At 65.9% G+C, this 13,575-nt stretch carries 11 protein-coding genes; 7 read left to right on the plus strand and 4 right to left on the minus strand.

The features are described from left to right. The first annotated feature begins 86 nt into the window (after positions 1-86). The 6 genes from VPH47_RS07205 to VPH47_RS07230 all read left to right on the plus strand — a co-directional run bounded on the left by VPH47_RS07205 (position 87) and on the right by VPH47_RS07230 (position 6,164). Positions 87-674 (plus strand): glutathione peroxidase, encoded by a 588-nt coding sequence (locus VPH47_RS07205; protein ID WP_110712829.1) that lies wholly within the window; start codon positions 87-89, stop codon positions 672-674. 96 nt (positions 675-770) lie between these two features. Further along, the gene (locus tag VPH47_RS07210; RefSeq protein ID WP_110712828.1) at positions 771-1,748 is read left to right on the plus strand and encodes an FKBP-type peptidyl-prolyl cis-trans isomerase; all 978 of its coding nucleotides are present in this window, start codon (positions 771-773) and stop codon (positions 1,746-1,748) included. A gap of 23 nt (positions 1,749-1,771) precedes the next feature. Further along, complete coding sequence (locus tag VPH47_RS07215) at positions 1,772-3,121, plus strand: UDP-glucose/GDP-mannose dehydrogenase family protein (RefSeq protein ID WP_164161226.1); 1,350 nt, start codon at positions 1,772-1,774, stop codon at positions 3,119-3,121. Next, a complete protein-coding gene (locus tag VPH47_RS07220; RefSeq protein WP_049445667.1) occupies positions 3,114-3,353 on the plus strand; it encodes a SlyX family protein in 240 nt (79 codons plus the stop codon). Before VPH47_RS07215 ends, VPH47_RS07220 begins: the two co-directional genes overlap by 8 nt. Positions 3,354-3,363: 10 nt before the next feature. Next, the gene (locus VPH47_RS07225) at positions 3,364-4,044 is read left to right on the plus strand and encodes a DUF2058 domain-containing protein (protein WP_110712826.1); all 681 of its coding nucleotides are present in this window, start codon (positions 3,364-3,366) and stop codon (positions 4,042-4,044) included. 47 nt (positions 4,045-4,091) lie between these two features. Further along, positions 4,092-6,164, plus strand: a complete 2,073-nt coding sequence (locus tag VPH47_RS07230) for an acyltransferase family protein (protein ID WP_368850397.1) — start codon at positions 4,092-4,094, stop codon at positions 6,162-6,164. 12 nt (positions 6,165-6,176) lie between these two features. On the opposite strand, the gene VPH47_RS07235 is transcribed toward VPH47_RS07230, so the two are convergent. From VPH47_RS07235 to VPH47_RS07250, 4 genes are all read right to left on the minus strand, one after another. After that, positions 6,177-7,361 (minus strand): MFS transporter, encoded by a 1,185-nt coding sequence (locus VPH47_RS07235; protein WP_180854817.1) that lies wholly within the window; start codon positions 7,359-7,361, stop codon positions 6,177-6,179. An 89-nt stretch (positions 7,362-7,450) separates the two neighbouring features. After that, positions 7,451-10,135: a methionine synthase gene (gene metH / locus VPH47_RS07240; RefSeq protein WP_368850398.1), complete on the minus strand. Its 2,685-nt coding sequence runs from the start codon at positions 10,133-10,135 to the stop codon at positions 7,451-7,453. 57 nt (positions 10,136-10,192) lie between these two features. Further along, positions 10,193-11,284: a homocysteine S-methyltransferase family protein gene (locus VPH47_RS07245; RefSeq protein ID WP_350259433.1), complete on the minus strand. Its 1,092-nt coding sequence runs from the start codon at positions 11,282-11,284 to the stop codon at positions 10,193-10,195. Positions 11,285-11,297: 13 nt separating this feature from the next. Further along, positions 11,298-12,227, minus strand: coding sequence for a metalloregulator ArsR/SmtB family transcription factor (locus tag VPH47_RS07250; protein WP_053450235.1), 930 nt, complete (start codon positions 12,225-12,227; stop codon positions 11,298-11,300). A gap of 153 nt (positions 12,228-12,380) precedes the next feature. On the opposite strand from VPH47_RS07250, the gene VPH47_RS07255 reads away from it, so the two are divergent. Then, a complete protein-coding gene (locus VPH47_RS07255) occupies positions 12,381-13,529 on the plus strand; it encodes an acyl-CoA dehydrogenase family protein (protein ID WP_097049561.1) in 1,149 nt (382 codons plus the stop codon). Positions 13,530-13,575 lie beyond the last annotated feature (46 nt).

Genomic DNA, 13,575 nt, shown 5'->3' on the forward strand with positions numbered 1-13,575 from the left:
GGGCGCCGAAGCCCGGTGCTATAGTTCGGCCGATTCCCGGCCGGCAGTGGCCGGGCCTAGTGAATGGCTACTGCGGACCCCTCCTGATGCCCCTGTCGACCGTTTCCCCGCGCCGCCTGCGCGGCCTGTCCCTGTTGGCCCTGCTGGTGGCCGGCGTCGCCGGTTCCGCCAGCGCGCTGGCGGCCGATCTGCTCGACCTGGACTACCGGCCGCTGGCCAGCAAGCAGCAGGTCAACCTGCAGCAGCGCTACCACGGCCAGGTACTGCTGGTGGTCAACACCGCCAGCAAATGCGGCTACACCCCGCAGTACGAAGGACTGGAGGCGCTGCAGAAGCGCTATGCAGGCCGGGGTTTCGCGGTGCTGGGCTTCCCGTCCAACGACTTCAAGGGCCAGGAACCGGGTGACGAGAAGCAGATCCAGGACTTCTGCACGCTGACCTATGGCGTCAAGTTCCCGATGTTCGAGAAGGTGCATGTGGTTGGTGCGGAGGCTACGCCGCTGTACCAGCGCCTGACCGCGGCCACCGGCGTGGCGCCGGGCTGGAATTTCCACAAGTACCTGGTCGGCCGCGACGGCAAGGTCATCGCCCAGTTCGCCAGCAAGGTGACGCCGGACGATCCGCAGCTGACGGCTGCCATCGACAAGGCGCTGGCCGCAGCGGCCACGCATTGATATCCGGCACGGATGCCTCGACATCGACGGCATGCGTGCGACAATGTTTCTTTTCGCGCCGACGTCGGCGCCCAGACACTTCCAGGAATGCAGCGAATGAAGATGGGAATGCGCGGCGCCGCGGCGTCGGTTCTGATTCTGGCGATGGGCACTTCGGGTGTCGCTCTGTCGCAACAACCGGCTGCCCCCGCAGCCGCCAAGGAGACCGCAACCTTGAATTCCCCCAAGCAGAAGCTCGGCTACGCCATCGGCCTGGACGTGGCCAAGTCGTTCACCCCGATCGCCGATGAGATCGACGTTGCCGCCCTGCGCACCGCTGTGGAGCGTTCGTTCGAAGGCCTGCAGCCGCAGATCACCCAGGAACAGGCCAAGGCCACCGATGCCGCGCTGCGCCAGGTCGTGATGGCCCGCAGCGGCCAGCAGGTGCCGGGCATGGCGCCGGGTTCGGAGCCGCCGAAGGTCGACCGCGTCAAGGTGTCGCAGATGATCGGTTCCTACTCGGTAGGCCCGTCGCTGGCGCAGCTGAAGGACGACATCGACGTCGCCTCGCTGTTTGACGCGATCAGCACCGGCCTGAGCAAGGGTCAGCCGAAGATGACGGAAGCCGACGCGACCGCCACCATCCAGGCCTTCATGGGCAGCAAGCAGGCTGAAATGCAGGCCAAGGCTGCCGCCGCCGCGCAGACCAACCGTGAGGAAGGCAATGCGTTCATGGCCAAGAACAAGACCCAGCCGGGCGTGGTGACCACCGCGTCGGGCCTGCAGTACCAGGTCATCCGCCCGGGCAGCGGTGAGCGCCCGCTGCCGAGCAGCAAAGTGCGCGTGAACTATGAAGGCAAGCTGCTCAACGGCACCGTGTTCGACAGCTCCTATGGCCGTCAGCCGGCCGAGTTCGGTCTGGACCAGGTGATCAAGGGCTGGACTGAAGGCGTCGCACTGATGCCGGTCGGTTCGAAGTACCGCTTCTGGATCCCGGGCAACCTGGCCTATGGCGAGAATGGCACCCCGGGTGGCCCGATCGGCCCGAACGCGACCCTGACGTTCGACGTCGAGCTGCTGGGCGTTCTGCCGTAAGTCATCCAGGAGCGAATACGGATATGCGCGTTGCGATTTTTGGTACCGGTTACGTTGGACTGGTGACCGGTACCTGCCTGGCCGATGTTGGTCATCAGGTGGTCTGTGTCGATATCGACCAGGCCAAGGTGGATGGCCTCAACCAGGGCATCATTCCGATCTATGAACCCGGCCTGGAGCCGATGGTGAAGGCCAACCATGCCGCAGCGCGGCTGGCGTTCACCACGGATGCCGCGGCCGCCATCGATCATGGCCAGGTGGTGTTCATCGCCGTTGGTACGCCGCCGGACGAGGATGGCAGTGCCGATCTTCAATACGTGCTTGCCGTAGCCCGGACCATTGGTCGGCACATGAGCGTGCCGACCGTGGTGGTGAACAAGTCGACGGTGCCGGTCGGCACCGCCGACAAGGTGCGTGCCGCCATTGCCGAAGAGCTGGCCGCGCGTGGCGCGGACATCGCCTTCGACGTGGTGTCCAACCCGGAATTCCTGAAGGAAGGCGATGCGGTTGCGGACTGCATGCGCCCGGACCGCATCATCATCGGTGCGACGAACGAAGAGTCGGTGGCGGTGATGCGCCGCCTGTATGCGCCGTTCAACCGCAACCACGACCGCGTGGTGGAAATGGATGTGCGTTCGGCCGAGCTGACCAAGTACGCGGCCAACGCGATGCTGGCGACCAAGATTTCGTTCATGAATGAAATCGCCAATATCGCCGAACGCGTGGGTGCCGACGTCGAGCAGGTCCGCCAGGGCATTGGTTCGGATCCCCGCATCGGCTGGCACTTCATCTACCCGGGCGCCGGTTACGGCGGCTCGTGCTTCCCCAAGGACGTGCAGGCGCTGGCCCGCACCGCCCAGCAGTACGGCCTTGAGCCGAAGCTGCTGAACGCGGTGGAGGCGGTCAATGATGCGCAGAAGGGCCATCTGTTCGCCCTCATCCAGCGCCATTACGACAAGGGCGAGGACGAAGGCGTGCGCGGCAAGACCTTTGCCGTATGGGGCCTGGCGTTCAAGCCGAACACCGACGACATGCGCGAAGCCTCCAGCCGTCGCCTGCTGGCGCAGCTGTGGGAAGGCGGTGCGACGGTGCGTGCCTACGATCCGGAGGCGATGCACGAGTCGCAGCGCATCTTCGGCGAACGCGATGACCTGGTGTTCTGCAACAGTGCCGATGAAGCGCTGCAGGGTGCCGACGCGCTGGTCGTGGTGACCGAGTGGAAGCAGTTCCGCAGCCCCGACTTCCAGAAGTTGCGCGAGCAGCTGAAGGATGCGGCGGTGTTCGACGGGCGCAACCTGTACGAACCGGCCGAAGTGGAAGCTGCAGGCCTGGCCTACTACGGCATCGGCCGGGGACGTTCGCTGCATGTCTGATCTACCGTCCGAACGCGAGCAGGCGCTGGAAGCGCGCCTGGTCGAGCTGGAAATGCGCGTGTCCTTCCAGGAGCAGGCGCTGGCCGAACTGAGCGATGCGCTGGCGGACGCCCGCATGCAGGGCATGCGCAACGCCGATGTGCTGCGCGTGCTGCTGGAAGACCTGGGCAAGGTCCGCAACGCACTCAATTCTTCCGATCCGGCGAGCGAACCGCCGCCGCCGCACTACTGATCCGAATCCTATGAGCGATACCCTCCGCGACCAGCTGATGGGCCTGGGCTTCAAGCCGGCGCCCAAGCCCGAGCGCAAGAATGATGGCCCCCGCCGCGATGGCCGCCCGCAGGGCAAGGGTGGCAATGGCAATGGAAAGCCGCAGGGCGCCGGCAAGGGCGAGCACAAGCCCGGCGAGCGCCGTGGGCAGGGCCATGGTGGTCCGGGCAAGCCCGGTGGTCAGCGTGGCCAGGGCCAGCACGGCCCGCGCAAGCCGCGCAGTGCCGAAGAGATGGACCTGGCCAAGGCCTATGCCATCCGCGCGCAGCGGGAGAAGGAAGAGCGCATCGAGACCGAGCGTCTGAAGCAGGAAGAAGCGCGCGTGCGTCGCGAGGCGAAGGCCAAGCTGGAAGAACTGCTGAAGGACAAGAGCCTCAATGCCGAAGCGGCGGACATTGCCCGTCACTTCCCGTATGGCGGCAAGATCAAGCGCATCTATGTGACTGCCGAACAGTTGACCGCGCTCAACGCCGGTGAACTGGGCGTGGTCCAGCTCAATGGTCGTTACCTGCTGGTGACTGCCGAGGTGCTGGCACAGTCCGAGGCAGTGTTCGCCGCATCGGTGGCGCTGAAGGTCGATCCGAATGCGCCGGCCGAGGAAGATCCCTACGCGGACCCGCAATACCAGGTGCCGGACGACCTGGTCTGGTAAATGCGTGAGCGCTGCGGTGCATTGCCGCCGCGTCCTTGGGGGAACGGATGAGCGCTGATCCAAGTCGTGGCTACGTGCCGCACATCGACGGCCTGCGCGCGATCGCCGTGCTGGCCGTCATCGTGTTCCATCTTGATCCGGCCTGGTTGCCGGGCGGGTTCACCGGCGTAGACGTGTTCTTCGTCATCTCCGGTTTCGTGGTCAGCGCCTCGGTACACCGGCTGCCGCCGTTGTCGCTGTGGCAGTCGATGCTGCGCTTCTATTCGCGCCGTATCCGCCGCATCGCACCTGCGCTGATCAGCTGCCTGCTGTTGACCGCCGTGGCGAGCGTGCTGTTCATTCCCGAGTCCTGGCTCAGCGAGGCCAGTGACAAGACCGGGCTGATGGCATTCTTCGGCTTCAGCAACTGGGTGTTGGCGCTGATCGGCAACGATTACTTCGCGCCCAGGGCCGAATTCAATCCCTACACCCATACCTGGTCGCTGGGCGTGGAGGAGCAGTTCTACCTGCTGTTCCCGCTGCTGTTCCTTGCCTGGGCGCGCAGCGTGCGTGGGCGTTGGATCAGCCTGGGCCTGTTTGCCGTGGTCAGTGCGGCGTCGTTGCTGCATGCCGCTATGCTGGGCCTGCGCGAGGTGCCGCCGTCGTGGGCGTTCTACGCCACCAGCACGCGGTTGTGGCAATTGGGCGTTGGCGTGCTGTTGTTCCAGTTGCTGCATGTGCGCGAATCGCTGGATCCAGTGACGGGGGCGGCACTGAAGCGCGCCGCGCCCGTGTTTTCGCTGCTTGCGCTGGCGGCACTGGCGCTGTTGGGCTGGGCGTTGTGGACTGCACGGGCAGGGCATTCGCCGTGGCCCGATGGTCTGCTGCCGACCTTCGCTGCCGCAGGTCTGCTTTGGGCGCTGCATCATCATCCGCAGGCCTGGGTGGCACGCCTGCTGGCCAGTCGGCCGATGCGCTACATCGGCCTGCTGTCGTACTCACTGTATCTGTGGCACTGGCCGGTGTTCGTGCTGATGCGCTGGACCGTGGGCCTGCAGACACCGTTGCAGATGACCGCTGCGCTGGCGCTGGTGCTGCTGCTGTCGTGGCTGTCGTGGCGCTGGGTGGAACAACCATTCCGTGGCGGATTGGCGCAGCGTCTGCGCCCGGGGCGTTGGGTGCTGGCCGGCGCGGCCGTGCTGCTGGTGGCGGCTGGCACCCAGACCCTGATGTACCTGCAAGCGCCGCGGATATCACTGAGCACGGTCAGCCGGCATCCGGCCGACTGGTATCCCAACGGCAAGAGCGTGGCAGGCGACTATCCCGACTGCAGCCTGGTGGCCACCAAGCGACGCTTCGAAGGTGGCAGCATGCGGACCTATGCCCGCGGGGCCTGCGAACGGCCGCTGTCGGCGGGCGCGCCGAAGCGGGTCTTCGTTGCCGGTGATTCGCATGCGATGGCCTACATCGAGCTACTGCAGCGGCTGGCACTTGAGACCGGCTCGGAGGTCGTCCTCTACGGACGGGGTGGATGCCCGCAGGTAAGCCTGCAGAAGTGGCGTGGCGCGGGTGCCGGTTGCAGTGATTTCGACGCAGCAGTGCTCGCCGACGTCACGCGGCGAGCGCAGCCAGGTGATGCCGTTGTACTGGTCTCACTGCGGATACCGCGCTTGTCCGACCAGTTTGTGTTGTTCGACGCGCAGGCACAGCTGGCGGGCGAGCTGACCCCGGAAGCCGCCGCAGGGCGTGAGGCCGACGTGGCCGAGGCGATCCTTCAGTGGAAGCCGTTGGCCGAGCGCGGCGTACACATCGTACTGGAGGCCCCCAAGCCGGTATTGCCGGCGCCGCCCTACCGCTGTTCGGACCGCTTCAACGCGCGCAACGAGATCTGCCGCAACGGCCTGGACAGCACGCGCGAGGCGATGGAGACGCTGCGGGCGCCGATGCTGGGCAGCCTGCGGAAGGTGGCTGATGGCCTGCCGGGTGGCGTGCTCTGGGATCCGATGCCGGTGCTCTGCGACGACGTGCTGTGCCCGGCGCAGCGCGATGGCCGGCCGCTGTTCTTCGATGGCGACCACCTCAGCGCGCACGGCAACCGGGTGCTGCTGCCGTCGCTGCAGCGGGTGCTGCTGCAGCGCTGATCCTGCGCATGGTCAGTGCGCGCGACGGCGCCGTTTCGCGCGGATCAGTGGCAGGCTCAGGGCGAAGAAGCACAGCAGGGCGCCGACCAGGGCGAAGCCGCTGCCGGCCAGGAACGCCGTGCGGCCATCATCGATCTTCCATAGCTGGCCGGCAATGAGCGCGCCCAACACGCCACCGACACCGGACGAAAAGCCATACAGCAGGCCCTGGCCATGGCCGTTGAGGCGGCCCGGGAAATAGGTCGCCAGCATCTGCATGGCTGCGGCGAAGAAGGCGGCGAAGCCGAGCGCGTGTGCAGTCTGCGCCAGCAGCATCACCGGCAGGTTCTCCGGGAACAATGCGGTCACCGCCCAGCGCAGGCAGGAGCTGACCAGCGCGATCAGCAGCATCCAGCTGGCGTCGTAGCGGCGGAAGAAACGGCCGATGGTGAAGAACACACCCACTTCGAACACCACGCCGATGGTCCACAGCAGGCCGAGCGTGGATGTGCGGTAGCCGTGATGGTCCATGTAGACCGAGAAGAACGTGTAGTACGGCCCGAACGAGAGCTGTTCCATGAAGGCGGCCAGGAAGAACGCCAACACTGGCGGCCGCCGCACGATCTGCCAGAAGCCGCTGGCGTCGCCCTCGGCTTTGCCGATGCCGCGTGCGTAGTGGTTGCTGAAGGCGGATGCGACCAGCAGGACGAACAGTGGCAGCATCATCCACGGCAGCAGCCCGGCGTGGCTGGTCGTGCCGTCGCCTTCAATCAGCCACCCGAACAGGGTGACGACGGCGATGAAGCCGAGCGAGCCCCAGACCCGGATCAGGCCGTAGCGATGACTGTCACTGCCGAGATGGGTGAGGGTAATCGATTCGAATTGCGGCATCACCGCGTTGTAGAAGAAGCAGAACACCACCATCGCCGGGTACATCCATGGCTGCGGCAAGGGCAACAGGAAGGCGGCGAAGCTGATCAGGGTCAGGATGCAGCCGATGCGCAGCAGGCGGATCGGCCGTGGCGAGGCTGCCGCCAGCGAGGTCCAGGTGCTGGGCGCGACCACGCGCGTGGCATACCACAGGCCCATCATCACGCTGATCGCGGTCACGCTCATCCCGCGCGCGGTCAGGAACAGGCTCCAGTACGGAGTGAACGCGCCAAGTGCCGCGTAATAGAACAGGTAGAAGCTGGAGAGCCGGGCAACGGGGACAGTCATCGCGGAATGATGAAGCAAAAAGGGGACGGAGGGGATTAAGTCGCTTGCGGCACAAACGACTTAATCCCCTCCGTCCCCTTTTTTTTGTGTCATTCGGGGTCGTAGTCGAGGTTGGAGGCGAGCCAGCGCTCGGCCTGGGCGCGATCCACGCCCTTGCGCCGGGCGTAGTCGCTGACCTGCTCGCGGCTGAGGCGGCCGACCACGAAGTACTGGCTCTGCGGATGGCTGAAGTAGTAGCCCGAAACGGCTGCCGTAGGCAGCATCGCGAAGCTCTCGGTCAGTTCCATGCCGGCGTTGGCTTCGGCCTGCAGCAGGTCGAAAAGGCGCCGTTTCTCGCTGTGCTCCGGGCATGCCGGGTACCCTGGCGCCGGGCGGATGCCACGGTACTGCTCGTCGATCAGGGCTTCATTGTCCAGCGTTTCGGCGCGCTCATGGCCCCAGAATTCGGTACGCACGCGCTGGTGCAGGCGCTCGGCCAACGCCTCGGCGAAGCGGTCGGCGAGGGCCTTCAGCAGGATCGCGTTGTAGTCGTCATGCTCGGCCTCGAAGCGCGCGACATGCGCGTCGATGCCGATACCGGCGGTGACAGCGAAGGCGCCGATCCAGTCCTGCCTGCCGCTGTCGGCCGGGGCGATGAAATCGGCCAGGCAGAAGTCCGGGCGCTCGGCCGGCTTGTCCACCTGCTGGCGCAGGAAGTGCAGCGTCGTCTCGCCCAGCGGGTGCTGCACGCGCACGTCGTCGCCGATGCTGTTGGCCGGCCACAGGCCGAATACGGCCTTGGCGGTCAGCCATTTCTCGCTGACGATGCGCTCGAGCATCGCGCGGGCGTCCTTGTACAGATCGCTGGCCTGGGTACCGACGATCTCGTCGGTGAGGATGGCCGGGAACTTGCCGGCCAGCTCCCAGGCCTGGAAGAACGGCGTCCAGTCGATGTAGTCGACCAGTTCGGCCAGCGGGTAGTCGTCGAATACGTGCAGGCCGGGCTGGTCCGGTGCCGGTGGCATGTAGTTGTCCCAGCCGCCCTGGAATTTCTGCCCACGCGCGTGTTCCAGCGAAACCAGGCGCTTGGCATCGCCACGGTTGCGATGCCGCGCGCGGATCTCGGCATAGTCGGCCTCGTTGGCGGCGACGAAGGCCTCGCGCAGGTCACGCGAGATCAGCGACTGGGCCACGCCGACCGCGCGCGAGGCGTCCTTCACCCACACCGTAGGCGCTTTGTAGTGCGGGTCGATCTTCAGCGCGGTGTGCGCGCGCGAGGTGGTCGCTCCACCGATCAGCAGCGGCAGGTTGAAACCCTGGCGCTCCATCTCGCGGGCGACGTGGCTCATCTCCTCCAGCGAGGGAGTGATCAGCCCGGACAGGCCGATCAGGTCGGCGTTGTGCTCGCGCGCGGCATCGAGAATCTTCTGCGCCGGCACCATCACGCCAAGGTCGACCACCTCGAAGTTGTTGCAGGCCAGGACCACGCCGACGATGTTCTTGCCGATGTCATGCACATCACCCTTCACCGTGGCCATGATGATCTTGCCGTTGCTCTTGGCGGTGTCGCCACTGCGCGCCTTCTCGGCCTCGATGTAGGGCAGCAGGTAGGCCACGGCCTTCTTCATCACGCGCGCGGATTTCACCACCTGCGGCAGGAACATCTTGCCGGCGCCGAACAGGTCGCCGACCACGTTCATGCCATCCATCAACGGACCTTCGATCACGTCCAGCGGGCGGCTGGAGGCCCGCCGGGCCAGCTCGGTGTCTTCCTCGACGAAGGCATCCAGGCCATGCACCAGCGCATGCGCCAGGCGCTGCGCCACCGGCTTGTCGCGCCAGGCGAGGTCTTCGGTCTTCGCCGCGCCCTTCTTGCCCTTGTAGCGCTCGGCGATCTCCAGCAGGCGCTCGGTGGCATCACTGCGGCGGTTGAGGATCACATCCTCCACGCGCTCGCGCAGTTCCGGTTCCAGTTCGTCGTAGATCGGCATCGCGCCGGCGTTGACGATGCCCATGTCCATGCCGGCGGCAATGGCGTGGTACAGGAACACCGAGTGGATGGCCTGGCGAACCGTTTCATTGCCACGGAACGAGAACGAGACGTTGGAAACACCACCGGACACATGGCAGTGCGGCAGCGTCTGCTTGATGATGCGGGTGGCTTCGATGAAGTCCACTGCATAGTTGTCGTGCTCTTCGATGCCGGTGGCGACGGCGAAGATGTTCGGGTCGAAGATGATGTCCTGCGGTGGGAAGCCGATCTCGTCAACCAGGATGCGGTAGGCGCGGGTGCAGATCTCGACCTTGCGTGCACAGGTATCGGCCTGCCCGCTTTCGTCGAAAGCCATCACCACCGCTGCGGCACCGTAGCGCAGCACCTTGCGTGCGTGCTCGCGGAACAGCGCTTCGCCTTCCTTCAGCGAGATCGAATTGACCACGCTCTTACCCTGCAGGCACTTCAGGCCGGCCTCGATCACGCTCCACTTGGAGGAGTCGACCATCACCGGAATACGGGCGATGTCCGGCTCGGACATGATCAGGTTGAGGTAGCGGGTCATCGCCGCTTCCGAATCAATCAGGCCCTCGTCCATGTTGACGTCGAGGATCTGCGCGCCGCTGGCCACCTGCTGGCGGGCCACGTCCACCGCTTCTTCGTAGCGGCCTTCCTTGATGAGCTTGCGGAACTGCGCGCTGCCGGTCACGTTGGTGCGTTCGCCGACGTTGATGAACAACAGGTCCGGGGTGATGACCAGCGGTTCCAGGCCGGACAGGCGGGTAGGGCGGACAGGCGTCATGGCAGGCGTCGGCTCAGCAGCAATAGGGCGGGAAGTGCGGAACGGTGGCGGCGACATTCATGCAGCCTGCTCCTGGACACGGGGCAGGGCGCGCGGCGGCAGCCCGGCTACGGCCTCGGCGATTGCGCGGATATGGTCAGGGGTGGAGCCGCAGCAGCCACCGACCAGGTTCAACAGGCCATCCTCGGCGAAACCGCGCAGAGTGCTGGCCATGTCCTCGGGCGTCTCGTCGTACTCGCCGAAGGCATTGGGCAGGCCTGCGTTGGGGTGCGCGCTGACGTAGCAGTCGGCGACCTGCGAAAGGGTTTCCACGTGCGGGCGCATCGCATCGGCACCCAGCGCGCAGTTCAGACCGATCGACAATGGACGCGCATGCGCGAGCGACGCGTGGAAGGCCTCGGCGGTCTGCCCGGACAGGGTGCGTCCCGATGCATCGGTGATGGTGCCGGAGATCATCACCGGCAACCGTGCGCCACGCGCATCGAAGGCTTCTTCCAGTGCATACAACGCGGCTTTCGCGTTGAGGGTGTCGAAGATGGTCTCGACCATGAGGGTGTCGGCGCCGCCGTCGATCAGGCCTTCGATGGCTTCGCGATAGGTGTCGCGAAGTTCGTCGAAGCTGGTGTTGCGGAAGCCCGGATCGTTGACATCGGGGCTGATCGAGGCGGTGCGGCTGGTCGGGCCGATCACCCCGATCACGAAGCGCGGCTTGCCCGGCGTGGTTGCGGCCACGGCGTCGCAGCAGGTGCGGGCGACCGCAGCACCGGCCTTGTTCAACTCGTACACCAGGTGCTCGAGGTGGTAGTCGGCCTGGCTGACCGACGTGGCGTTGAAGGTGTTGGTCTCGACCAGATCCGCACCGGCGTCCAGGTAGGCGGTGTGGATGTCGGCGATGACCTGCGGCCGGGTCAGCAGCAGCAGATCGTTGTTGCCCTTCAGGTCATGGCCTTCCTGCACGGCGTGGTCGCAAGCGGGGCCATGCACATGATCGTAGCCACCGGCGAAGCGCTCGCCACGGTAGTCGTCTTCCTGCAGGCCATGGCGCTGGATCATGGTGCCCATTGCGCCGTCGATGATCAGGATCCGCTCACGCAGGGCGTCGAGCAGGGCGTTGGCACGATCAGGATGCAGCCAGGGCAGGGCGGACATGGCGGTCTCGGCGTCAGGGCTTGTTGGCGATCAGTGAAATCACTTCAAAATGCGGCGGGCGCTTTTCGCGGGTAACCGTCTCCAGGCTGGATACCTGCAGGCCGGCCTTGTCGACGAATCTGCGCAGTTCCTTGTCGCTGAAGCCGAGGTTGACGTGGCCGTAGGCCTCCACCGCCGCCTTGTGCTCGTGGCGGGCCAGGCTGCACAGCAGCAGGCGGCCGCCAGGGCGCAGCACGCGCGCGGCTTCGGTGACCGCCTGCGCCGGTTTGCTGGCGTAGGTCAGCGCGTGCATCAGCACCACCAGGTCGAAGCTGCCGTCCTTGAAGGGCAGGGCATGCATGTCGCCCTCGCGCACTTCCACGTTGGGCAGGCGGCGCAGGCGTTCGCTGGCGGCAGCAACCACGCGCGCGCTGGTATCGATGCAGATGTAGCGCTTGGCATGCGGGGCGACCAGTTCGGCCAGCACGCCGTCGCCGGAGGCGATGTCGAGCACGTCGCCGGTTTCAAGCAGCGGCAACGCAGTGCGCGCGAGGGCTTCCCAGGTGCGGCCCGGGGAGTAGTGGCGCTCCATGTCGCCGGCCACGCTGTCGGCCCAGTTCTGGTCGGCGGCACGGTGGGCCAGCACGGCGGCAACACGTTCAGCGTCCTGCCGCAGCAGCGGGTCGTCGCTTCCGTTGCTCAAGGCATGCCACAATGCGCGCTGCGCCGGGTCCAGCTGGGCCTCGTCGAAGCGGTAATAGGCCGACACGCCGGCACGGCGGTCACGGACCAGGCCGGCTTCCTTCAGGCGCGCCAGGTGGGTGGACACGCGTGGCTGCGCCAGGCGGGTGATTGCCGACAGTTCGGCCACGGTCAGCTCTTCCTGCTCCAGCAGCGCCAGCAGGCGCACGCGGGTCGCATCGGCGAACACCTTGAGGCGGGTCGACCAATCTTCCAGATCCATAAATATCTACCTATCGCGATATAGAGATATATTCGCCGAGAAGGCCTTCCGCGGTCAAGTCGCTGGCGTACGGAAACTGGCGGGCCCCGGTACAATCGAGGCACCTGGGCGCGCGGTGCGCGGCCCATAACTTCATGTACCCGGGAGGGTGTTGTGGATTTCAGCTTTACTGAAGAGCAGTTGATGCTGCAGGACGTGGCGCGGCGCATCGCGCAGGAGAAGATCGGCCCGAGCGCGGAGCACCATGACCGCACCGGCGAGTTCCCGCTGGACAACATCCGCCTGCTGGGCGAGAACGGCCTGATGGGCATCGAAGTGCCGACCGAATACGGTGGCGCGGGCATGGACCCGGTGGCGTACGTGCTGGCGATGGTGGAGGTCGCCGCCGCCGACGCTGCCCACTCGACCATCATGTCGGTCAACAACTCGCTGTTCTGCAACGGCATCCTCACCCACGGTACCGAGGAACAGAAGCAGAAGTATGTGCGTGCCATCGCCGAAGGCGAGGCCATCGGCGCGTTCGCGCTGACCGAGCCGCAGTCCGGTTCGGATGCCACCGCCATGCGCTGCCGTGCAGTGAAGCAGGCCGATGGCACCTTCGTCATCAACGGCAAGAAGAGCTGGATCACCTCTGGCCCGGTGGCCAAGTACATCGTGCTGTTCGCGATGAGCGAGCCGGACAAGGGCGCGCGCGGCATTACCGCATTCCTGATCGATACCGACAAGGCGGGCTTCGGCCGTGGCAAGACCGAACCGAAGCTGGGCATTCGTGCCTCGGCCACCTGCGAGATCGAGTTCAACGATTACGTGGCACAGGCTGAGGATGTGCTGGGCCAGGAAGGCGAAGGCTTCAAGATCGCCATGAGTGTGCTCGATGCCGGTCGCATCGGCATCGCCTCGCAGGCCATCGGCATCGCCCGGGCCGCGTATGAAGCGACCCTGGAATACGTGAAGGAGCGCAAGGCCTTCGGCGCGGCCATCGGCACCTTCCAGATGACCCAGGCGAAGATCGCCGACATGAAGTGCAAGCTGGACGCAGCGCTGCTGCTGACCCTGCGCGCTGCGTGGGTGAAGGGCCAGGGCAAGCGCTTCAGCACCGAAGCGGCAGTGGCCAAGCTGACGGCCTCGGAAGCGGCGATGTGGATCACCCACCAGGCCGTGCAGATCCACGGCGGCATGGGGTACTCGAAGGAAATGCCGCTGGAGCGCTACTTCCGTGATGCCAAGATCACCGAGATCTACGAAGGCACCTCGGAGATCCAGCGCCTGGTGATCGCCCGCAACGAGACCGGGCTGCGCTGAGTTCGACCGGCCGCGCCGCTGCAACGGCGGCGCGGCCAGTAGATCC

It is taken from the genome of Stenotrophomonas sp. WED208 (assembly GCF_040984485.1).
Classification (GTDB): Bacteria; Pseudomonadota; Gammaproteobacteria; order Xanthomonadales; family Xanthomonadaceae; genus Stenotrophomonas; species Stenotrophomonas riyadhensis.